Below are 20,602 nucleotides of genomic sequence, written 5' to 3' on the forward strand. Positions count from 1 at the left end.
CTACGTACGGTGTACGTAACTAGGATGGGGGCGAGGTGATCGAGTGATGGCAGCGAGCGGGCGACCCGCCGCACCCGAAGTGATCTGGACCCGCCCCGCCCGGGCCGGCCGCGGGCCCAGGCCCGCGCACACCCGCGAGTCCATCGCGGCCGAAGCTGTGCGGATCGCGGACGCGGAGGGGATCGAGGCCGTCTCCATGCGGCGGGTGGCCGCCGGGATCGGCGCCGGGACGATGTCCCTCTACAACTACGTGCCGCGCAAGGAGGACCTGTACGAGCTGATGGTCGACGCGGTGAGCGGGGAGTACGAGCTGACCCCGCCGACCGGGGACTGGCGGGCCGACCTGCTCGCGCTCGCCCGCCGGACGCGCGAGCTGATGCACCGCCACCCGTGGCTGCCCCGGCTGCTGTCGCCCGTCTACGGCTTCGGCCCGAACGCCCTGCGCTACCTGGAGCACAGCCTGGACTGCCTGGGCCCGCTGGAGGTGTCGGGGCCGGAGAAACTGGAGCTCGTCGCGGCGGTGAACGGCTCGGTGGCCGCCTTCGTGGCGAGCGAGCTGGCCATGGCGGAACGGGCCCGGTCGCTCCCGTGGAGCGAGGCCGCCGAGGAGCGCGTGCGGACGGCGTGGCTGGCCTCCCGGCTGGCGACGGGGGAGTACCCGCTGCTGGCGGCGGCACTCGCCGGGGCCCACCCGGTGGCGGAGGCGGCAAACGACCTGTCCGCGGTCTTCGACCGCACCGTGTCCCGGCTCCTGGGAGCCTGGGCCCCGGCGGACGGCTGACCGACCGGGCCCCGCGGGCCGGGGCGGCCGAGCCCCGGACCAGGGGCGGGGCGGGGCGGCCGGACCCCGGAACGGGGCCGAACCCCGGACCCGGGCCGGGCGGGGCGGCCGGACCCCGGGCCTGGGCCGGGCGGGGCGGACGAGTCCCGGAGCTGGGCGGGGGCCCGAACCTCGGACCTGGGGCGGGACGGGGCGGCCGGACCTCGGACCTGGGGCGGGCCGGGGCGGACGAGTCCCGGAGCTGGGCCGGGCGGGGCGAACCCAGACCCGGGGCGAACCCCGGCCGGACCGAGCTCCGGACCCGGGCCGGGCCGGGGTCCGGGCGGGGTGGTGCCCGGTCAGAGGAGGGCGAACTGGCCGCCCGGGCCCTCCTCCTGGTGGTCCAGCACGGAGGCCGGGCGCCGGGCCCAGCGCGGCGGCGGCAGCACCCCGGCGGCCGCCAGCACCCCGGCCGGCAGGAGCGGGCCGGGGATGAACGCCGCCCGCTCCGGAGCCAGATCGGCCAGCAGCGCCAAGGTGGTCACCAACGCCAGCAGCTCCGAGGTCCATGCCTGCGGCCACTCGGCCGGCCCGAGCGCCTCCAGCCCGTCGGCCTCGGGGTCCCGGTGGGCGCTCCGGGCGGCGAACCAGGCCTCCAGCACCCGGGTGCCGCCCTGCACCTCGTACTCCCAGGCGGCCGGAGGCACGGGGGAGACCGCTCCGGAGCCGAGGCTGAGGGTCTCGTTCTCCGCGTCGTACCCGAGCCCGTCCGGCCAGCCCTGCACCGCCGAGCGGACGTACGGGCGCCGGCCGCCCGGCAGCCGGGGCGGCTCGGCGCCGGGCCCGCCGCGCAGCTGGACGGCGAGCAGCCGGTGCCCGAGTTCCAGCCCGGCCCGCCAGCGCCCGGGGTCGCCGGTGAGCGGGACCTCGTACCCCCGGGGCCCGGGGCGGCCCGCCGCGAGGATCCAGCACAGCACGTCCTGCGGGGTGACCCAGCCGCCGTACCGCTCCCCGAGCAGCGGCAGCAGGCCGGGCGCGAAATTGGGCTCCGCGCCGCCGGGGCGCCGGTGCAGCGGCCGGATCCGGCCCAGGCGGCCGACCGGGAGGTGTGTGGTGACCAGCAGTTCCGGGGTCTCGACGGCGAAGAGCTGGTGCTCGTCGAGGACCCGCCACAGCTCCGGCCGGGCCGTATCGATGAGCCGCTGGTCGGGCAGCAGCCACTGCTCGTCGAAGGGGCCCCGCAGCACTCGTACGGGGTCCGGGCAGGGGCCCGGCGCATCGGCGAAGCGGGCGGTCGACGGCGAGCGCCGGCCGGGCAGCGCGGCCGCCCCGGTGGTGGGCGTACGGGTCCGGGTCGGGCGGAACAGGCGGTCCCGCTCCGCCCCTTCGGCCCCGGTCAGGGCCGTCCAGCGGGCGCGCAGGGCCGCGGGGTCGGGAGCCGACACCCAGGCCCGGCCCAGGCGCAGGCCGCCCACGGCCCAGGGCATCAGATCGTCCAGCAGCGGTACGTCAGCGCTCACCCGGCAGATGGTAGCGACGGGCGGCAGCGGCCGGGCTGAGTGCGAGCCGAAGAGCTACGCTCCCTATATACGGATATGTTCCGTGTTCCGTACGGATGTGTTCCGATGGCGAGGAGCGGGAGCGGTCATGAGCCAGTACGACGAATACTCGACTCCGTCGCAGGCCGAGGGCGAGCGGCTCGACGAGGACATGGACGAGAAGGAGAAGACGCAGCGGCACCCGCAGACGATGCGGACCACGCCGTCGCAGGCGGAGGGCGAGCGCGGCAGGGACGACGAGGAGAAGTGACGTCGGGAAGCGGCCCGGGGAAGTGGGGACGGCGCCCCGTGGAGGTGGGGGCCCGGCCCCTTCCGCAGGAACGGGTCAGGTGGCGTCGACGGTCACCGTGAATGAGAACCGGTCACCCCGATAGCGGATCCGCGCCACGTCCACGACCCGGCCCTCCTCGTCGTACGTCACGCCCGTGTAGTGCAGGATCGGGCTGAGCAGTGGCACCTGGAGCAGCTCCGCCGTCTCCGGGTCGGCGAGCCGCGCCTCGACCGTGTCCGTGATCCGGCTGATCTTCACACCCACCACGTCACGCAGCACCTTGGTCATCGGCCAGCGCGCCAGATCGGCCAGGTCCACCGCCTCGGCGACCTCCGGCCGCACCGCGTTCTCCGCCCAGTTGGTGGGCTCGCCGCTCTCGCCGTCATGGCGCAGCCGCCGGTACGTGACCACCTCGGCCGTATCCGGGAAGTGCTCCAGCAGCTCCCCGGACACGGCCGTCCGCTCACGGCCGAGAACCGTCGTACGATCGCCCGACTGCTGCGCGACGATCGCGTCGACCGAACCCAGCAGCCGCACCGGCGCCCCGCGCCGCGCGCCCGGCTCGATGAACGTGCCGCGCCGCCGGTGCCGGCTGATCAGCCCCTCGCCCTCCAGCTCCTTGAGCGCCTGGCGCATCGTCAGCACGCTCACCCCGTAGTGCTCGGCGAGCTGCTCCTCGGTGGGCAGGCGCAGCGAGGCGTCCGGGGTGCGCCCCAGTATCGAGGCGCGCAGCGACTGCGAGACCTGGTACCAGAGCGGCAGCTTCCGGTTGAGTACGAGCGAGTCGGGGGCGAAGGCGGTCACGGGTGGTTCTCCGTACGGACGGGGCGTGGGGCACGTGGCGCGTAGCGATACTAGGCGCGGAAGTGCCGCTGGAGCCCCTGCCAGACGTCGTCGTATCCGCGCTGGAGGTGATCGGCGCCGGCAGCCTGGGGGGTTGCGGTGATCGGCCAGCGGGTCTCGAACATGAAGGCCAGGCCGTCGTCGATCTTCTGCGGCTTCAGTTCGGCGGCGCTGGCCCGGTCGAAGGTCTCGCGGTCCGGTCCGTGCGCGGACATCATGTTGTGCAGCGAGCCGCCGCCGGGCACGAAGCCTTCGGCCTTGGCGTCATAGGCGCCCTCGATCAGGCCCATGTACTCGCTCATGACGTTGCGGTGGAAGTACGGCGGGCGGAAGGTGTCCTCGCCGACCAGCCAGCGCGGGGCGAACACCACGAAGTCCACGCCCGCCAGCCCCGGTGTGTCCGAGGGCGAGGTCAGCACGGTGAAGATCGACGGGTCCGGGTGGTCGTAGCTGATGGAGCCCAGGACGTTGAAGCGGCGCAGGTCGTACACGTACGGGGTGTGCGTGCCGTACCAGGCGACGACGTCGAGCGGGGAGTGGTCGTAGGTGGCGGACCAGAGGTTGCCGCAGAACTTGTTGACCACCTCGGTCGGGCGCTCGACGTCCTCGTACGCGGCCACCGGGGCCCGGAAGTCGCGCGCGGCGGCGAGGCCGTTGGCGCCGATGGGGCCGAGGTCGGGCAGCTCGAAGGGGCGGCCGTAGTTCTCGCAGACGTACCCGCGGGCGTCGTCGTCCAGGAGCTCCACCCGGAAGCGCACGCCGCGCGGGATCAGCGCGACCTCGCCGGGGCCGGCGCTGAGCAGGCCGAGCTCGGTGCGCAGCAGCAGGCCGCCGCGCTCGGGGACGATCAGCAGCTCGCCGTCGGAGTCGCTGAACACCCGATCGGTCATGGAGGTGTTGGCGGAGTAGAGGTGGATGGCCATGCCGGTGCGCTGCGTGCTGTCGCCGTTGCCGCCCAGGGTCCACAGGCCGGCCAGGAAGTCGGTGCCGGGGGCCGGGTCGGGCAGCGGGTTCCAGCGGAGCCGGTTGGGGTCCGCCGGAGCTTCGGTGAAGGGCGCGGAGCGCAGGGCGCCGTTGTCGATCCGGGTGAACGGCGGGTGGGCCGCCGACGGGCGGATGCGGTACAGCCACGAGCGGCGGTTGTGCGAGCGGGGCTCGGTGAACGCGCTGCCGCTGAGCTGCTCGGCGTACAGGCCGAGAGGGGCGCGCTGGGGCGAGTTGCGGCCGGGCGGCAGGGCGCCGGGGACGGCCTCCGAGCTGTGCTCGTTGCCGAAGCCGGTGAGGTACTCCAGTGCCTCCGCCGTCTTCCTGGCCTGCTCGCTCATGGGTGCTCCCGCTCTGTGGCTGTCGAAGGAATCCTATGGTCGACAGTAGGATTCCGCGGGCTGCGCGTCAATGGCTCCCCGGTCCGACCGGCCGGATCGGTGCGGGGCGGCGGTCCAGGGCGGTGTGATTCCCCGTGCCGCGGGGGATCCAAAAAGATGAACATTGCTCTACTCTCACGCGCATGTCGTGGACCCGCAGGTTCCCTGCCGTGCCGGCGGCGCTCCTCGCCGCTCTCCTCGCCCTCGTGTCCCTCCTCGCCGCCGCGCCCGCCGCCCGCGCGCACGAGGAGCGCCCCGTGACCCTGCCGGACGGCACCGGGTCCGTACCGCAGTACCGGAGGGCCGAGCCGGACCTGCTGGTCTGCAAGACCGACCGGCCCGCCTTCGAACGCCGGATATCTGCCTTCCCGCAGGAGCTGAAGCAGCGCAACCTCGCCCTGTACGAGAGGTGCGAGAAGAGCGGCTACCGGCATCTCCAGGAGGCCGTCGACGCCGTGGACCGGCCCGGCATGAACATCGCGATCCTCCCCGGCCTGTACGAGGAGGAGCCGTCACTGCCGAAACCGACCGGGGAGTGCGCCGCGCTCAAGGCCCCCGACTCGGCGCTCGGCTACCAGATCCTCAGCTACGAGCAGCAGGTCCGGTGCCGCCACAACCAGAACCTCGTCGCCGTCCTCGGCAAGACCGACCTCCAGATCGAGGGCACCGGTGCCACCCGCCTCGACGTCGTCATCGACGCCAAGTACCAGAAGCTGAACGCGATCCGCGCCGACAAGTCCGACGGCATCTACTTCCGCAACTTCACGGCCCAGCGCACCACCTTCAACTCGCTGTACGTGCTGGCGGGCGACGGGTTCGTCATCGATGACGTCCTGACCCGGTGGAACGACGAGTACGGCTTCCTGACCTTCGCCAGCGACCACGGGCTCTACAAGAACTGCGAGTCGTACGGGAACGGCGACTCCGGCATCTACCCCGGCAGCGCCTCGAACATCAACGACGGGCGCGGCTACGACGTGCCCCGCTACTCCATCGAGATCACCGGCTGCCACAGCCACCACAACATGGTGGGCTACTCCGGCACCGCGGGAGACTCGGTGTGGGTGCACGACAACGAGTTCGACCAGAACATGGGCGGCGCCTCGATGGACAGCGCCTTCCCCGGCCACCCCGGACTCCCGCAGAACCACGCCAGGTTCGAACGGAACCTGATCCACGACAACAACGCCGACTACTACGGCCACGTCGCCGACGGCACCTGCGCCAAGCCGCCGATCGAGCGCGGCTACGAGCAGGGGGTGGTCTGCCCGCAGATCTCCATGCCGCCGGGCACCGGCATCGTCACCGCGGGCGGCAACTGGAACGTCTACGAGAACAACTGGGTGTACGGACACCGGCGTGCGGGCTTCTTCCTCTCGGCGGTCCCGGCCTTCATCCGCGGCGAGGAGAAATGGTCGAAGCAGGCCGACACCTCCCACCACAACCGCTACGCCGGGAACGTGCTCGGCAAGGACAAGTCCGGCGCCGACCGCCCCAACGGCATGGACGTGTGGTGGGACGGCCAGGGGCGCGGCAACTGCTGGCAGCCCGGACCCGACGGCTCCACCCCGGGCACGCTCCCGGAGTGCGGCGGACGCCGAGGCGCGGTGTCGGGCGCCTCCGCCCGGCTGGTGGGCGAGCCCGTGAAACTGGCCCAGCTGCTGGTCTGCGCCGACTACAACGTCCAGGCGCGCAGACTCCCGGCCGGCTGCGACTGGTACGGCGCGCGCGGCGCGGAGCGGGTGGAGACCCAGATCGCACTGGCCGTCGCGGCGGTCCTGGCCCTGGTGGGCGGGGTGCTGTGGTGGCGCCGCCTGCGCGGCTCCCGGCTGGGCGCGGCCGCCTCACTGCTGGGCCTGGCCGGGCTGGCCCTGGACGTGGCCGGCTCCACCGTGCCGCTCGTCGGCACCTTCGTACCGGCCTTGGCGCTGCTCCTGCTGGGCCTGTGGTGGACGGGCGCGGGCCTCGCCCTGCGCCCCACCCGCCCCTGGCTGGCGCGGCTGACCCTGCTGCTGGCGGTGCTCACCCTGCTGGACGCCTTCGACAAGGCCGTCCTGATGATCCCCTGGATCCCCGTCGGCCCCGCCTGGATCCGCGCGCTCGTCGCCGTCCCCTGGGTGCTGTGGGCGACGATCGCCGCGTCCCGCCCCGCCCGTCCGGCGCCCCCGTCCCCGGCCGATCCGGGAGCGGACCCCGCAGGCGGCCGGGGCACGGGCGCGCTGGTGACCGAAGGAGGAGCGCAGTGAGCGCCGAGCGGGCCGCAGGCGCAGGCCCCCTCGGGTGCGACGGCTGGGGAGTGCCGCCCGTCGGGGGGCCGCCGCCTCTCGGGGGGCTACCCGTCAGGGTGCCGCCCGCAGGAGCGCGGCCCCGGCGGGCGGCCCGCACCGCGGCCCTCCTCGCGCTCGTCCTGCTGCTCACCGGCGGCACGGCGACGGGCTGCGGCGGACGGGCCACCACCCACCACAAGCCCGGCACCGGCCACGAGCAGGCCACCGGCAGCGTCGGCACCCTGCTCGACGCCCAGGACCCCACCGGGCACCGGCTCCGCGAGGTCCCGGCCGAGGGTGCGCCGCAGGTCCAGCTCGCCGCCCGCCCCGACTCCGAGGACGGCTGGAACCTGCAGCTGACGGTGAAGAACTTCCGTTTCACCCCCGACAGCACCGGCGGCGCCGCCCTCCCGGGCGCCGGCCACGCGCACCTGGAGCTCGACGGCCGCAAACTGGCCCGGGTGTACGGCCCCTGGTTCCACCTGCCCGCCGCGCAGGTCCCCGAGGGCGCGCACACCCTGACCGTCCGCCTCTACGCGGACGACCACACCGCCTGGGCCGTCACCGGCAAGGCGATCGAGGGCACGCTGCAACTCACCGCCGCCGCCCCGGGCCAGAGCGGCGGCCACAGCCATACCCCGCCCCCCTTGACACCGGTGCCGACGCCGGTGCCGTCGGAGGCGCAGGCCGACCGCGCCGTCACCCTCACCGTCCGGGACGGCAAGGTCACCCCCGCCCCGGGCCGCACCGAACTCCGGCGCGGGGAACGTGTCGCCCTGCACGTCACCAGCGACCGTGCGGACACCCTGCACGTCCACGGCTACGACAAGGAACTCGCTCTGCCGGCAGGTCAGGAGGCCACCCTGGTCCTGACGGCCGACCGTACCGGTCTCTTCGAGGTCGAGACCCACGGGTCCCACCTCGTCCTGACCCAGCTCCTGGTCCGATGACCCCTGCCCAACAGACCCGGTCAATACCGGCCCCGTTCGCGCCGGCCCGGTCCCTGCCGACCCGGTCAGTGCCGGCCCGGGCCGTACCTGCCTCGTTGGTGCCGGCCCGGTCCGTGCCGGCCCCGTTCGTACCGGCCCGGTCTATACCGGCACCGGCACCGGCGGTGGCGGTACGGACCGGGTCCGTGGGCGGGGTGTGGGCGGCCGCGTGCCCCTTCCGTGGCGGGCGGCCGGGGCGGGGCGGGGGCCCGTGGTGATCCCGGTCGGGCCGGGTGCCGTACCCGGTGCGGGCAGCGGTGGCGGGGGTCGGGGCGTGGTCCTTCGCCCGGCCGATCCGCCCACCCTGCTCGCGCACGGGATCGGGTCCCGGCACGATCTGCCGATCTCTCCCTTCTACGCGTTCGCCGGAGCCTTCGCCGCGCTGTTCGTCTCCTTCCTCGTGCTCGGTCTGCTCTGGTCCTCCTCCCGCTTCCGTGGCGACCGGTCAGGCCTCGCCCTGCCCGCCGCCCTGGAGCGGATCGCCGACGCGCCGGCCACCCGCACCGCCCTGCGCGGGCTCGGCCTCACCGCCGCGCTCGCCGTCCTCCTCTCGCTCCTCCTCGGCCCTGACGACCCCGGGCGAAACCCCGCCCCCGGCGCCGTCTACGTACTCCTCTGGGTCGGTCTCGTCCCCGCCTCCCTCCTCCTGGGCCCCGTCTGGCGCCTGCTCAACCCGCTCCGCACCCTCTACCGCCTGGGCCGCCGACTGCCCCGCGCCCGGCGGCACACCCACGCCCCCCTTCCCAACCGACTCGGCCAATGGCCGGCCGCCGCCACACTGTTCGGATTCACCTGGCTCGAACTCGCCGCTCCGGACCCCGCATCCACCCCCACCCTTCTGGCCGCCCTCATCGGCTACGCCGCCGTCCAACTGACACTCGCCGCCCGCTTCGGAGAGCGCTGGTTCGCCGACGCCGACGCGTTCGAGGCCTACTCCGCCCTCCTGGCCCGGCTCTCCCCCCTCGGCCGCCGCAGCGACGGCCGCCTCGTCCTGCGCAACCCCTTCCACGGACTCGACGCGACACCCGAGCGGCCCGGACTCGTCGCCACCGTCTGCGTCCTGCTCGGCTCCACCGCCTACGACGGCTACTCCGACGACCCGTCGTGGATCAACACGCTCCAGACCTCCCCCCTCGGCCGCACCCCCACGGCCACGCTCGGACTGCTCGCTTCCATCGCCCTCGTCGCCACCCTCTACTGCCTGTGCGCAGCGGCCACCCGCCTCGTCTGCGGCCCGCACCCGGGCCCGCTGACCGCCTTCGCGCACTCACTCGTACCGATCGCACTCGGCTATCTCATCGCCCACTACTTCTCCCTCTTCGTCACCGAAGGACCACGCACAGTAAGCATGGCACTGGGCACTGACAACGCCCCCGAACCCTTGCCACCACTGGGCCCCGGGGGTCTCGCCGCCCTCCAGATCATCGCCGTCGTCACCGGTCACGTACTCGGCGTGATCGCCGCCCACGACCGCTCCGTACGCCTCTTCCCGCCCGCCAGGGCCGTCGCCGGGCAGCTGCCACTGCTCACGCTCATGATCGTTTACACGATCGGCGGGATCGGCCTCCTCCTGAACTGACGCTCCTGCTGAACCGGGAGGGCGGGAGCGGCATGATGGACCCCGTGCCCCCCGCCCACCCCATGCGCCGTACGCCGATCCAGCAGCGCAGCGCCGACCGGCTCGCCCGGATCCTCGACGCCTGCGCCGAACTCCTGGACGAGACCGGGTACGAGAACCTCAGCACCCGCGCCGTCGCCCTGCGTGCCGGCGTGCCCATCGGCTCGGTCTACCGCTTCTTCGGCAACAAACGGGCCATGGCCATCGCCCTCGCCCACCGCAACCTCGACCGCTACACCGAGGGCATCGCCGAACGCCTCGCCGCCCTCCCGGCCGGCGGCTGGCGCCCCGTCGTGGACGCCGTCCTGGACGAGTACCTGGCGATGAAGCGCACCGTCCCCGGATTCGCGCTCGTCGACTTCGGGGTGCCCGCGCCGCCGGCCGAAGGCCCGGCCGCGGACCCCAACCGGCTGGTCGCCGTACGGCTCACCGAACTGCTCGGCGAGCACCTCGGTCTGGCCCCGGACGCCACCCTGGAACGGGCGGTCCTGGTCGCCGTCGAAGCCACCGACGCGCTGACGAAGCTGGCCTTCCGCGCCGACCCGTCCGGAGACCCCGGCATCGTGGCCGAAACCCGGGCCATGATGCACGCCTACCTGGCCCGCGTACTGGACTGACCGCCCCCGCCGACTGGGCCCGCCACCACACCCCTCCCCACCGTGCCTACCGGTCGGTATGCTCGGCTCGCCAGCGTGTTCACGTCGCAGCCTGCCGTCCCTGGAGGGCCCATGCCCCGCACCGCCCTGCGCATCTGCCCGCTCTGCGAAGCCACCTGCGGCCTCACCCTCAGCATCGAGGGGACGACCGTCACCGGCGCCCGCGGGGACCGCGACGACGTGTTCAGCCGCGGGTTCATCTGCCCCAAGGGCGCGGCCTTCGGCGCGCTCGACACCGACCCCGACCGGCTGCGCACGCCCCTCGTCCGCCGCGACGGCCGACTGCGCGAGGCCACCTGGGAGGAGGCGTTCGAGGCCATCGCCGCCGCTATCCCGGCCCTCGTGGAGGAGCACGGCCCGCAGTCCGTCGGAGTGGTCCTCGGCAACCCGAACGTGCACACCATGGCGGGCGCCCTCTACCCGCCGCTGCTGCTCAAGGCCCTCGGCACCCGCAACCTCTTCACCGCCAGCACCCTCGACCAGATGCCCAAGCACGTGTCCAGCGGACTCCTCTTCGGAGACCCCTTCGCCATCCCGGTCCCCGACCTCGACCGCACCGACTTCCTGCTGCTCCTCGGGGCCAACCCGGTCGAGTCCAACGGTTCCCTGTGCACCGCGCCCGACTTCCCCGGCCGGCTCAAGGCGCTGCGCGCCCGCGGCGGCACCCTGGTCGTCGTCGATCCCCGTCGCACCCGCACGGCCAAGCTCGCCGACCGCCACCTGGCACCGCGCCCCGGCAGCGACGCCCTGCTGCTCGCCGCCCTCGCGCACACCCTCCTCGCGGAGGAGCTCGCCGCCCCCGGCGCGGTGGAGGAACTGACCGAAGGGCTCGGGGAACTCGCAGAGGCCCTCGGGAGTTTCACCCCTGAGGCCGTCGCCCCCGCCTGCGACCTCACGGCCGCCGAGATCCGCGGCCTCGCCCGTGACCTCGCGGCCGCGCCCACGGCCGCCGTCTACGGACGGATCGGCAGCTGCACCGTCGAGTACGGCACGCTCGCCAGCTGGCTGGTCGACGTGCTGAACATCCTCACCGGCAACCTCGACCGGCCCGGGGGAGCCCTTTTCCCGCTCCCGGCCGCGGGGCCGCGGCCCCGCACCGCCGGTCCCGGTAAGGGCTTCACCCTGGGGCGCTGGACCAGCCGGGTCAGCGGCCATCCCGAGGCCAAGGCCGAACTGCCCATCACCGCCCTGTCCGAGGAGATCGAGACGCCGGGGGAGGGGCGCATCCGTGCCCTTATCGCCATCGCCGCCAACCCGGTGCTCTCGGCACCCGACGGGCGGCGCCTCGACGCGGCCCTGGCCGGCCTCGACTTCATGGTCAGCATCGACCCGTACCTCAACGAGACCTCCCGCCACGCCCACGTCGTGCTGCCTCCGCCGCCGCCCTCACAGAGCGCGCACCACGACTTCGCCTTCAACGGGTTCGCCATCCGCAACCAGGTGCGCTACACCCGCGCCGCCGTCCCCCTCGAAGCAGGGCGGCTCGACGAGTGCGAGATCCATGCCCGACTCGTCCTGGCCGTGTCCGGCATGCACGGATCCGCCTCACCGGACGCCGTGGACGACATGGTCATCCAGGGCACCCTCGCCAAGGAGGCCGCCGACCCGCACTCGCCGCTGTACGGACAGGACCCGGAGCGCCTGGCCGGTCTGCTCACCGGGGAGAGCGGCCCCGAGCGGCGGCTCGACCTGATGCTCCGACTCGGGCCGTACGGGGACCGGTTCGGGGCCGGCTCCGCCTCCGCCTCCGCCTCCGAGGCGGGAGCGGGAGCGGGAGTGGGAGCGGGGCTCAGCCTGGAACGGCTCCTCGCGCACCCGCACGGCATCGACCTGGGCCCCCTGCGGCCCCGGCTCCCCGGCGTGCTGAGGACGCGCAGCGGCAGGATCGAGCTGATCCCGGACCCGATCGCGGCCGAGCTCCCCAGGCTGCGCGCGGCGCTCGCCGACCGCCCCACCGCCCTGGTGCTCGTGGGCCGCCGCCACCTGCGGTCCAACAACAGCTGGTTGCACAACGTCCCGGCCCTCACCGGAGGTTCCAACCGCTGCACCCTCCAGGTGCATCCGCTGGACGCCGGGCGGCTCGGCCTCACCGAGGGCGGCCTGGCCCGGATCACCGCCGACGGCGGCAGCCTGGAGGTTCCCGTCGAGGTCACCGACAGCGTCCGGACCGGAGTGGTGAGCCTTCCGCACGGCTGGGGCCACGACCGTGACGGGGCCCGCCTCTCCGTCGCCTCCGCCGCGCCCGGTGCCAACGTCAACCAGCTGCTCGACGGCTCCCGGCTCGACCCGCTGTCTGGCACGGCGGTGCTCAACGGATTCCCCGTCGAATTGACACCCCTGCCCTGAGCTGGGGTTTTGCTCGTATTGCTCACGCCCGGACGTCTTGTTGGCGCAATGAGGAGGCCCCTACGTTCCCTGCATGCTGACCTTCCTCGGCTTCGCCATGATCGCCACCTTCCTGGTCCTGATCATGCTGAAGAAAATGTCGCCCATCGCGGCGCTCGTCCTCATTCCCGCGCTGTTCTGCGTGTTCGCAGGCAAGGGCGCCCACCTCGGCGACTACGTCATCGACGGCGTCGGCAAACTCGCGCCGACCGCCGCCATGCTGATGTTCGCCATCGTCTACTTCGGCGTGATGATCGACGTCGGCCTGTTCGACCCGGTCGTGCGCGGCATCCTGCGGTTCTGCAAGGCGGACCCGGTGCGGGTCGTGGTCGGCACGGCGGTCCTCGCCGCGATCGTCTCGCTCGACGGCGACGGATCGACCACCTTCATGATCACCGTGTCGGCCATGTACCCGCTGTACAAGCGGCTCGGCCTCAGCCTGGTGGTGATGACGGGCGTCGCCGCCACCGCCAACGGCGTCATGAACACCCTGCCCTGGGGCGGTCCCACGGCCCGCGCCGCCACCGCCCTCAAGCTGGACGCCTCCGACATCTTCGTCCCGATGATCCCCGCCCTCGGGGTCGGTCTGCTGTTCGTGTTCGGCCTCGCGTACGTCCTCGGCGTCAGGGAACGCCGGCGGATCGGGACGCTGGCCATCCCCGGCACCGGCGAACAGGCGTCCGGGCGGGTCCCGGAGCCCGTCGAGGAGCGTCTGCTGGTCGCCGCGACGGGATCCGCCGACGCCGGCACGGCCGAACCCGGGACGGCCGAATCGAGGACGAGCGAATCGAGGACGACCGAATCCGGGACGGTCGAATCCGGGACGGCCGCCGCGGAGCCCACCGGGTCGGGCGGGTCGGGCTCGGCATCCGGCCCGTCCTCAGCCCCCGTCTCGGGCACCGGACCCGCCGCCGGCACCGGACCTGCCGACAGCGGTGCACCGGCCGGCTCCGCCGTGCAGGGCGGCGGCTTCCAGGGGCTCGCCCCCGACCGCCCGACGCTGCGTCCGCGCCTCTACTGGTTCAACGCGGGCCTCACCGTCGCCCTCCTCACCGCGATGATCACGGAGCTGCTCCCCATCCCGGTGCTCTTCCTCCTCGGCGCCGCCCTCGCCCTCACCGTCAACTTCCCCCACATGCCGGACCAGAAGGCCCGGATCGCCGCGCACGCCGACAACGTCCTGAACGTCGCCGGCATGGTCTTCGCCGCCGCCGTCTTCACCGGCGTCCTCAGTGGCACCGGCATGGTCAAGCACATGGCCGACTGGCTCGTCGGCGCCGTCCCCGAGGGCATGGGTCCGCACATGGCCCTGGTCACCGGCCTGCTCAGCCTGCCCCTCACCTACTTCATGTCCAACGACGGCTTCTACTTCGGCGTGCTGCCGGTGCTGGCCGAGGCCGGCGCCGCCCACGGGGTCTCCCCGCTCGAAATCGCCCGCGCCTCGCTGGTCGGCCAGGCCTTGCACATGTCCAGCCCGCTGGTTCCCGCCGTCTACGTCCTCGTCGGCATGGCCAAGGTCGAGTTCGGCGACCACACCCGCTTCACCGTGAAATGGGCGGCCCTCACCTCCCTCGTCGTCCTCGGGGCGGGGATGCTTTTCGGCATCATCTGATCCCGGGCACCCCTGGCGCCCCGAAAACTACCGACGCTAGTTTGTAGGGTGGTCGAACGAGGTCAGGTCTCTACCGCGCTGGTGCGTGCTCGGGAGGAAAAAGCCATGAAGGCCCACGACGGGATGTACATCGACGGCGCATGGCGGCCCGCCGCCGGGCGCGAGCGGATCGAGGTGATCAACCCGGCGGACGAGCAGGTCATCGGCGGGGTCCCGGCCGGAACCGCCGACGACGTGGACGCGGCCGTACGCGCGGCACGCGCCGCCCTCCCCGGCTGGGCGGCGACGGCTCCGGCCGAGCGGGCCGCCCTGATCGGGGCGCTGCGTGACGTGCTGGTCGCCCGCAAGGCCGAGTTCACCGAGATCATCACCGCCGAACTCGGCTCCCCGCGGGGCTTCTCGGAGATGGTCCACGTGGGCGCGCCGATCGCTGTGTCCTCCTCGTTCGCCGACCTGGGGGCCTCGTACGCCTTCGAAGAGCGGATCGGCAACTCCACCGTGCTGCTGGAGCCGGTCGGCGTCGTCGGGGCCATCACGCCCTGGAACTACCCGCTGCACCAGATCGTTGCCAAGGTGGCGCCCGCTCTCGCCGCCGGCTGCACCCTCGTCCTCAAGCCGGCCGAGGACACCCCGCTGACCGCACAGCTCTTCGCCGAAGCCGTGCACGAGGCGGGCATCCCGGCCGGAGTGTTCAACCTGGTGACCGGCACCGGCCCGGTCGCCGGCCAGGCGCTGGCCGCGCACGAAGGGGTCGACCTCGTCTCCTTCACCGGCTCCACCGCGGTCGGCCGGCAGATCGGCGCCACGGCCGGCGCCGCCGTCAAGCGCGTCGCCCTCGAACTCGGCGGCAAATCGGCCAATGTCATCCTGCCCGGGGCCGACCTGGCCAAGGCCGTCGCGGCGGGCGTGGGCCACGTCATGAACAACTCCGGCCAGAGCTGCAACGCGCTCACGCGGATGCTCGTCCACCGCGACCAGTACGACGAGGCGGTCTCCCTCGCGGCCGCCGCCGTCGCCAAGTACCCCTCCGGCGACCCCCTCGACCCGGGCACCCGCCTCGGCCCGGTCGTCAACGCCAAGCAGCGCGACCGCGTGCGCGCGTACATCGCCAAGGGCGTCGAGGAGGGTGCCCGCCTCGTGGCCGGCGGCCCCGACGCGCCGCACGAGCGCGGGTACTTCATCGCCCCGACCGTGTTCGCCGACGTCACGCCCGAGATGACCATCGCACAGGAGGAGATCTTCGGCCCCGTGCTGTCGATCCTCCCGTACGAGGACGAGGACGAGGCCCTGCGCATCGCCAACGGCACGGTGTACGGGCTGGGCGGCGCCGTCTGGGCGGCCGACGAGGAGACGGCCGTCGCCTTCGCGCGGCGCATGGACACCGGCCAGGTCGACATCAACGGGGGACGCTTCAACCCGCTCGCGCCCTTCGGCGGCTACAAGCAGTCGGGCGTCGGCCGCGAACTCGGCCCGCACGGCCTGGCCGAGTACCTCCAGACCAAGTCCCTGCAGTTCTAGCCGCCCAGCCGCCCGGCCGCCCCGAGCCCCGCAGCCGTTCAGCCCCCGAGAGACGGAATCGACCATGGTCCGCGCCGCCATCCTGCCCGCAGTCGGAGCCCCGCTGGAGATACGGGACATCGTCCTGCCCGATCCCGGCCCCGGTCAGGTCCGGGTGCGGCTCGCCGCAGCCGGTGTCTGCCACTCCGACCTCTCCCTCGCCGACGGCACCATGACGGTTCCCGTCCCCGCCGTCCTCGGCCACGAGGGCTCGGGGACGGTCCTCGCCGTCGGCGAGGGCGTCACCCACGTCGCCCCCGGCGACGGGGTGGTGCTCAACTGGTCCCCGTCCTGCGGGCAGTGCCACCACTGCACCATCGGTGAGGTCTGGCTCTGCGCCAAGGCGCTCAGCGGCGTCGGCGCGGTCTACGCCCACGACACCAAGGGCACCCCGCTGCACCCGGGGCTGAACGTGGCCGCGTTCGCCGAGGAGACGGTCGTGGCGGCCAACTGCGTGCTGCCCGCGCCCGCCGGGATCCCGCTCGCCGAGGCCGCCCTGCTCGGCTGCGCGGTCCTCACCGGCTACGGCGCCGTCCGCAACAGTGCCCGGGTGCGTCCCGGCGAGTCCGTCGCCGTCTTCGGTGTCGGCGGAGTCGGCCTGGCCGCCCTTCAGGCCGCCCGGATCGCCGAGGCCGGCCCCATCGTTGCCGTCGACGTCTCCCCGGCCAAGGAGGAACTGGCCCGGGCGGCCGGAGCCACCGAGTTCGTACTCGCCTCCGACACCACCGCCAAGCAGATCCGCGCCCTCACCGGCGGGCAGGGCGCCGACGTCGCCGTCGAGTGCGTCGGCCGGGCCGAGTCCATCCGCGGAGCCTGGGACTCCACCCGCCGCGGCGGCCGCACCACGGTCGTCGGCATCGGCGGCAAGGAGCAGCGGGTCGGGTTCCACGCCCTGGAGATCTTCCACTTCGCCCGCACCCTCACCGGCTGCGTGTACGGGAACAGCGATCCCGCGCGCGACCTCCCGGTGATCGCCGATCACGTCCGCGCGGGCCGCCTCGACCTGGCCTCCCTGGTCACCGACCGCATCACCCTCGACGGCATCCCGGCCGCCTTCGACGCCATGCTCACGGGCAAGGGGGGCCGCTCGCTGATCGTGTTCCAGGCGCGCTGATCGTTGCGCGCTGATCGTTCTAGGCTCGCTGATCCGGATCCGGATCCGGCTCCCAGGGTCCGGGCGCCGCCACGGCGGCGCCCGGTGACCTTGCCGTCAGCGCCTCGTACTGCAGGGCCAGGCCGTCCAGCAGGGCCGCGAGGCCCGTGTCGAAGGCGCCGTCGTCCACCTCGCGCCGATGCTCGGCCAGCAGATGGGCCTGGCCCAGGTGCGGGTAGTCCGACGGGTCGTACGCCGCCTCGTCGTCCACGAACCCGCCGGCGAACGAGCCCACCGCCGAGCCCAGGATGAAGTACCGCATCAGCGCACCGATCCGGGTCGCCTGCGCCGGTGGCCAGCCCGCCGCCGTCATCGCGCCGAACACCGCGTCGGCCAGCCGCAGGCCGGCCGGGCGCCGGCCCGGGCCGCGCGCCAGCACCGGCACGATGTTCGGGTGGTCGGACAGTGCGTCCCGGTAGGAGTGCGCCCAGTCGTGCAGGGCGTCCCGCCAGCCCCGGCCCGCAGCCGGCTCGAACATCGACAAGTCGACCCTGGCGCTCACCGCGTCCGCGACCGCGTCCAGGATCTCGTCCTTCGTGCGGAAGTGGTTGTAGAGGGAGGGCCCGCTGACCCCCAGCGCGGCGGCCAGCCGCCGCGTCGACACCGCCTCCAGTCCCTCCGCGTCCACCAGTGCACCCGCCGCCTCAACGATGCGGTCTCTGCTCAGGAGGGGCTTGCGCGGTCTGGCCATGCGCCACATAGTAGGGCCTGCCCGCAAAAAACTACCGGTGCTAGTTAAGCTCGCGCCGGACCCCCGGAGGTGCCCGGTGAACCTGGAGCTGAGCGAGGAGCAGGAGGCCGTACGCCGGCTCGCCCGCGAGTTCACCGAACGCGAGATAGCCCCGTACGCCGCCGCCTGGGACCGCGCCGAGAGCGTGGACCGGGCCATCGTCAGGAAGCTCGGCGACCTGGGTTTCCTCGGTCTGACCGTCCCCGAGGAGTACGGCGGCTCCGGCGGCGACCACCTCGCCTACGTCCTCGTCACCGAGGAACTCGGCCGCGGTGACTCCGCGGTGCGCGGGATCGTCTCCGTCTCCCTGGGTCTGGTCGCCAAGACCATCGCCGCCTGGGGGACCGAGGAGCAGAAGCGGGCCTGGCTGCCCCGCCTCTGCTCGGGCGACGCGCTCGGCTGCTTCGGCCTGACCGAGCCCGGCACCGGCTCCGACGCCGGCAGCCTCACCACCCGCGCCGTGCGCGAGGGCGACGCGTACGTCATCAGCGGCAGCAAGATGTTCATCACCAACGGCACCTGGGCCGACGTGGTCCTCCTCTTCGCCCGCACCGGCGGCGAGCCGGGCCACCGCGGGATCTCCGCCTTCCTCGTCCCCGCCGACACCCCCGGGCTCACCCGCCGTGAGGTCCACGGCAAGCTCGGCCTGCGCGGCCAGGCCACCGCCGAACTCGCCCTCGACGGTGTCCGCGTCCCCGCCTCGGTGATGCTCGGCCCCGAGGGCAAGGGTTTCTCCGTGGCGATGTCCGCACTGGCCAAGGGGCGGATGTCGGTCGCCGCGGGCTGCGTCGGCATCGCGCAGGCGGCGCTGGACGCGGCCGTCTCGTACGCGGCCCGGCGTGAGCAGTTCGGCAAGCCCATAGCCCACCACCAGCTGGTCCAGGAGCTGATCGCCGACATCTCGGTCGACGTGGACGCGGCCCGCCTGCTCACCTGGCGGGTGGCCGACCTCGTCGACCGCGGGCAGCCCTTCGCCACCGAGTCCTCCACCGCAAAGCTCTTCGCTTCCGAGGCCGCCGTGCGTGCCGCGGGCAACGCCCTCCAGGTGCACGGCGGATACGGCTACATCGACGAGTACCCGGCGGGCAAGCTGTTGCGCGACGCGCGCGTCATGACCCTGTACGAGGGGACCAGTCAGATCCAGAAGCTGCTGATCGGCCGTGCCCGCACCGGCGTCTCCGCCTTCTGAACGCACCCTTCTGAACGCACCCTTCTGAACGCACCCCTTCCGAGTGCGCACCTTCCGCATGCGCACCTTCTGAGTACGCACCTGAGTACGTGCGCGCATGTGGCCCCGGTCACGCCGTCCGATGCTGGGTCCATGAACGAGACACCGGTCAAGCAGCGCAACTCGACGGCGTACTACGGCCAGGCCGTCGCGTCCTTCGGCGTCGCGATCTGTGCCGTGACCCTGGGGATCTACCACCTCCAGGTGGACGGCTGGGTCCGAGCCTTCCTCGGCATCGCGGTCCTCTACCTCACTACCTCGGCCTTCACCCTCGCCAAGGTGATCCGCGACCGCCAGGAGCTCACGCAGATCGTCAGCCGGGTCGACCAGGCCCGCATGGAGAAGATCATGGCCGACTACGACCCGTTCCAGCCGAAGGTCTGAGCACGGGGCGGCCGCCGTGTCGACCATCTCGGCTAAGCGCTTGCTCACCCTCCGGTAAGGTGTTCCTTCCACGGAAACGAAGAGGGTGAGCGAGCGATGGACAGCGCGGAGGAGACGACCGGCGGCTACCGGCCGTGGTCGGAGGTCACCCCCGACGCCGCGCGGCGGCTGCTCGTCGCCGCGGTCGAAGCGTTCGCGGAGCGCGGGTACCACGCCACCACCACACGTGACATCGCAGGACGGGCCGGAATGAGTCCGGCCGCGCTCTACATCCACTACAAGACCAAGGAAGAACTGCTCCACCGGATCAGCCGGATCGGCCACGACAAGGCCCTGGAGATCCTGGAGACGGCCGCCTCCGGCCCCGGTACGGCCTCCGAGCGGCTCGACGCCGCCGTACGGTCCTTCGTGCTCTGGCACGCCGCGCACCACACGACCGCGCGCGTGGTCCAGTACGAGCTCGACGCCCTCGCCCCGGAGCACCGCTCCGAGATCGTGGAGCTGCGCCGGCAGAGCGATGCCGCCGTCCGCCGCATCCTCGCCGACGGCGTCACGGCGGGGGAGTTCGACGTGCCCGACGTCCCCGGCACCACCCTCGCCGTCCTGTCCCTGTGCATCGACGTGGCCCGCTGGTTCAACGCGGCCGGGCGCCGCACGCCCGACGAGGTCGGCGCGCTCTACGCCGACCTCGTGCTGCGCATGGTGGGTGCGACCCCGGACGGCCCCGCCGCGTCCGCCGGCCCCGGCCTGCTTCAGAAGTAGTAGCGGGACACCGATTCCGCGACGCAGACCGGCTTGTCGCCGCCCTCGCGCTCGACCGTGACCGTCGCCGTCACCTGGACTCCGCCGCCCGCCTCCGTGACCCCGGTGATCACGGCGGTGGCGCGCAGCCGCGAGTCGACCGGCACCGGCGCCGGGAAACGGACCTTGTCCGTGCCGTAGTTGATGCCCATCTTCATGCCCTCGACCCGCATGATCTGCGGCACCAGGCTCGGCAGCAGCGACAGTGTCAGATAACCGTGCGCGATCGTGGAGCCGAAGGGCCCTTCCGCGGCGCGGGCCGGATCGACGTGGATCCACTGGTGGTCACCGGTGGCATCGGCGAAGAGGTCGATCCGCTTCTGGTCCACCTCCAGCCACCCGCTCGGGCCGAGCGGTTCCCCGATCCCTGCACGCAGTTCCTCGGCGGACGTGAAGATCCTCGGCTCGGCCATGCCTCTCCCTCT

Annotated in this window: 18 protein-coding genes; 13 read left to right on the forward strand and 5 right to left on the reverse strand. The window is 73.1% G+C overall.

Annotation, left to right across the window (positions count from 1 at the left end):
• Nucleotides 1-46 precede the first annotated feature (46 nt).
• On the forward strand, nucleotides 47-781 hold the full coding sequence (locus ACIPK4_RS24420; protein WP_402315907.1) for a TetR/AcrR family transcriptional regulator: 735 nt from the start codon (nucleotides 47-49) through the stop codon (nucleotides 779-781).
• Between the two features lie 338 nt (nucleotides 782-1,119).
• Here ACIPK4_RS24420 and ACIPK4_RS24425 read toward each other — a convergent pair whose 3' ends face one another.
• The gene (locus ACIPK4_RS24425) at nucleotides 1,120-2,247 is read right to left on the reverse strand and encodes a type ISP restriction/modification enzyme (protein ID WP_402316274.1); all 1,128 of its coding nucleotides are present in this window, start codon (nucleotides 2,245-2,247) and stop codon (nucleotides 1,120-1,122) included.
• 160 nt (nucleotides 2,248-2,407) lie between these two features.
• Here ACIPK4_RS24425 and ACIPK4_RS24430 point away from each other — a divergent pair, with 160 nt between their 5' ends.
• Nucleotides 2,408-2,569 (forward strand): hypothetical protein, encoded by a 162-nt coding sequence (locus ACIPK4_RS24430; protein WP_402315909.1) that lies wholly within the window; start codon nucleotides 2,408-2,410, stop codon nucleotides 2,567-2,569.
• A 75-nt stretch (nucleotides 2,570-2,644) separates the two neighbouring features.
• Here ACIPK4_RS24430 and ACIPK4_RS24435 read toward each other — a convergent pair whose 3' ends face one another.
• Nucleotides 2,645-3,394, reverse strand: a complete 750-nt coding sequence (locus ACIPK4_RS24435; protein ID WP_402315911.1) for a GntR family transcriptional regulator — start codon at nucleotides 3,392-3,394, stop codon at nucleotides 2,645-2,647.
• A 50-nt stretch (nucleotides 3,395-3,444) separates the two neighbouring features.
• The gene (gene hmgA / locus ACIPK4_RS24440; protein ID WP_402315913.1) at nucleotides 3,445-4,758 is read right to left on the reverse strand and encodes a homogentisate 1,2-dioxygenase; all 1,314 of its coding nucleotides are present in this window, start codon (nucleotides 4,756-4,758) and stop codon (nucleotides 3,445-3,447) included.
• 182 nt (nucleotides 4,759-4,940) lie between these two features.
• On the opposite strand from hmgA, the gene ACIPK4_RS24445 reads away from it, so the two are divergent.
• The 8 genes from ACIPK4_RS24445 (at nucleotide 4,941) to ACIPK4_RS24480 (ending at nucleotide 16,995) form a co-directional block, all read left to right on the forward strand.
• Complete coding sequence (locus tag ACIPK4_RS24445) at nucleotides 4,941-7,043, forward strand: right-handed parallel beta-helix repeat-containing protein (protein WP_402315914.1); 2,103 nt, start codon at nucleotides 4,941-4,943, stop codon at nucleotides 7,041-7,043.
• Between the two features lie 98 nt (nucleotides 7,044-7,141).
• Nucleotides 7,142-8,014, forward strand: a complete 873-nt coding sequence (locus ACIPK4_RS24450; protein WP_402315916.1) for a hypothetical protein — start codon at nucleotides 7,142-7,144, stop codon at nucleotides 8,012-8,014.
• Between the two features lie 313 nt (nucleotides 8,015-8,327).
• A complete protein-coding gene (locus ACIPK4_RS24455; RefSeq protein ID WP_402315918.1) occupies nucleotides 8,328-9,632 on the forward strand; it encodes a hypothetical protein in 1,305 nt (434 codons plus the stop codon).
• A 35-nt stretch (nucleotides 9,633-9,667) separates the two neighbouring features.
• Complete coding sequence (locus ACIPK4_RS24460) at nucleotides 9,668-10,288, forward strand: TetR/AcrR family transcriptional regulator (protein WP_402315920.1); 621 nt, start codon at nucleotides 9,668-9,670, stop codon at nucleotides 10,286-10,288.
• Between the two features lie 111 nt (nucleotides 10,289-10,399).
• Nucleotides 10,400-12,673: a molybdopterin-dependent oxidoreductase gene (locus ACIPK4_RS24465; RefSeq protein ID WP_402315922.1), complete on the forward strand. Its 2,274-nt coding sequence runs from the start codon at nucleotides 10,400-10,402 to the stop codon at nucleotides 12,671-12,673.
• A 73-nt stretch (nucleotides 12,674-12,746) separates the two neighbouring features.
• On the forward strand, nucleotides 12,747-14,324 hold the full coding sequence (locus tag ACIPK4_RS24470) for a CitMHS family transporter (RefSeq protein ID WP_402315924.1): 1,578 nt from the start codon (nucleotides 12,747-12,749) through the stop codon (nucleotides 14,322-14,324).
• A gap of 105 nt (nucleotides 14,325-14,429) precedes the next feature.
• Entirely contained in the window at nucleotides 14,430-15,842 is a 1,413-nt protein-coding gene (locus ACIPK4_RS24475; RefSeq protein ID WP_402315925.1) for an aldehyde dehydrogenase family protein, read from the forward strand.
• 64 nt (nucleotides 15,843-15,906) lie between these two features.
• A complete protein-coding gene (locus ACIPK4_RS24480) occupies nucleotides 15,907-16,995 on the forward strand; it encodes a Zn-dependent alcohol dehydrogenase (protein WP_402315926.1) in 1,089 nt (362 codons plus the stop codon).
• A 19-nt stretch (nucleotides 16,996-17,014) separates the two neighbouring features.
• Here ACIPK4_RS24480 and ACIPK4_RS24485 read toward each other — a convergent pair whose 3' ends face one another.
• A complete protein-coding gene (locus ACIPK4_RS24485; protein ID WP_402315928.1) occupies nucleotides 17,015-17,725 on the reverse strand; it encodes a TetR/AcrR family transcriptional regulator in 711 nt (236 codons plus the stop codon).
• A 76-nt stretch (nucleotides 17,726-17,801) separates the two neighbouring features.
• On the opposite strand from ACIPK4_RS24485, the gene ACIPK4_RS24490 reads away from it, so the two are divergent.
• The 3 genes from ACIPK4_RS24490 to ACIPK4_RS24500 all read left to right on the forward strand — a co-directional run bounded on the left by ACIPK4_RS24490 (nucleotide 17,802) and on the right by ACIPK4_RS24500 (nucleotide 20,138).
• Nucleotides 17,802-18,953 carry an acyl-CoA dehydrogenase family protein gene (locus ACIPK4_RS24490; RefSeq protein ID WP_402315930.1) on the forward strand — a complete coding sequence of 384 codons (1,152 nt, stop codon included), beginning with the start codon at nucleotides 17,802-17,804 and terminating at the stop codon, nucleotides 18,951-18,953.
• 132 nt (nucleotides 18,954-19,085) lie between these two features.
• The gene (locus ACIPK4_RS24495; protein WP_054225663.1) at nucleotides 19,086-19,376 is read left to right on the forward strand and encodes a YiaA/YiaB family inner membrane protein; all 291 of its coding nucleotides are present in this window, start codon (nucleotides 19,086-19,088) and stop codon (nucleotides 19,374-19,376) included.
• Between the two features lie 96 nt (nucleotides 19,377-19,472).
• Entirely contained in the window at nucleotides 19,473-20,138 is a 666-nt protein-coding gene (locus tag ACIPK4_RS24500) for a TetR/AcrR family transcriptional regulator (protein WP_376195482.1), read from the forward strand.
• Here ACIPK4_RS24500 and ACIPK4_RS24505 read toward each other — a convergent pair.
• Nucleotides 20,129-20,590: a MaoC family dehydratase gene (locus tag ACIPK4_RS24505; RefSeq protein ID WP_402315932.1), complete on the reverse strand. Its 462-nt coding sequence runs from the start codon at nucleotides 20,588-20,590 to the stop codon at nucleotides 20,129-20,131. The genes ACIPK4_RS24500 and ACIPK4_RS24505 overlap by 10 nt on opposite strands.
• Nucleotides 20,591-20,602 lie beyond the last annotated feature (12 nt).

The sequence above is a fragment of the Streptomyces sp. NPDC086989 genome (genome assembly GCF_044745505.1).
Taxonomy (GTDB): domain Bacteria; phylum Actinomycetota; class Actinomycetes; order Streptomycetales; family Streptomycetaceae; genus Streptomyces.

Bases quoted from the DNA above. Each gene is read 5' to 3' on its own strand.
- ACIPK4_RS24420 (WP_402315907.1), top strand. From the start codon at position 47: ATGGCAGCGAGCGGGCGACCCGCCGCACCCGAAGTGATCTGGACCCGC.
- ACIPK4_RS24425 (WP_402316274.1), bottom strand. From the start codon at position 2,247: ATGCCCTGGGCCGTGGGCGGCCTGCGCCTGGGCCGGGCCTGGGTGTCG.
- ACIPK4_RS24430 (WP_402315909.1), top strand. From the start codon at position 2,408: ATGAGCCAGTACGACGAATACTCGACTCCGTCGCAGGCCGAGGGCGAG.
- hmgA (WP_402315913.1), bottom strand. From the start codon at position 4,758: ATGAGCGAGCAGGCCAGGAAGACGGCGGAGGCACTGGAGTACCTCACC.
- ACIPK4_RS24445 (WP_402315914.1), top strand. From the start codon at position 4,941: ATGTCGTGGACCCGCAGGTTCCCTGCCGTGCCGGCGGCGCTCCTCGCC.
- ACIPK4_RS24460 (WP_402315920.1), top strand. From the start codon at position 9,668: ATGGACCCCGTGCCCCCCGCCCACCCCATGCGCCGTACGCCGATCCAG.
- ACIPK4_RS24465 (WP_402315922.1), top strand. From the start codon at position 10,400: ATGCCCCGCACCGCCCTGCGCATCTGCCCGCTCTGCGAAGCCACCTGC.
- ACIPK4_RS24470 (WP_402315924.1), top strand. From the start codon at position 12,747: ATGCTGACCTTCCTCGGCTTCGCCATGATCGCCACCTTCCTGGTCCTG.
- ACIPK4_RS24475 (WP_402315925.1), top strand. From the start codon at position 14,430: ATGAAGGCCCACGACGGGATGTACATCGACGGCGCATGGCGGCCCGCC.
- ACIPK4_RS24480 (WP_402315926.1), top strand. From the start codon at position 15,907: ATGGTCCGCGCCGCCATCCTGCCCGCAGTCGGAGCCCCGCTGGAGATA.
- ACIPK4_RS24485 (WP_402315928.1), bottom strand. From the start codon at position 17,725: ATGGCCAGACCGCGCAAGCCCCTCCTGAGCAGAGACCGCATCGTTGAG.
- ACIPK4_RS24495 (WP_054225663.1), top strand. From the start codon at position 19,086: ATGAACGAGACACCGGTCAAGCAGCGCAACTCGACGGCGTACTACGGC.
- ACIPK4_RS24500 (WP_376195482.1), top strand. From the start codon at position 19,473: ATGGACAGCGCGGAGGAGACGACCGGCGGCTACCGGCCGTGGTCGGAG.
- ACIPK4_RS24505 (WP_402315932.1), bottom strand. From the start codon at position 20,590: ATGGCCGAGCCGAGGATCTTCACGTCCGCCGAGGAACTGCGTGCAGGG.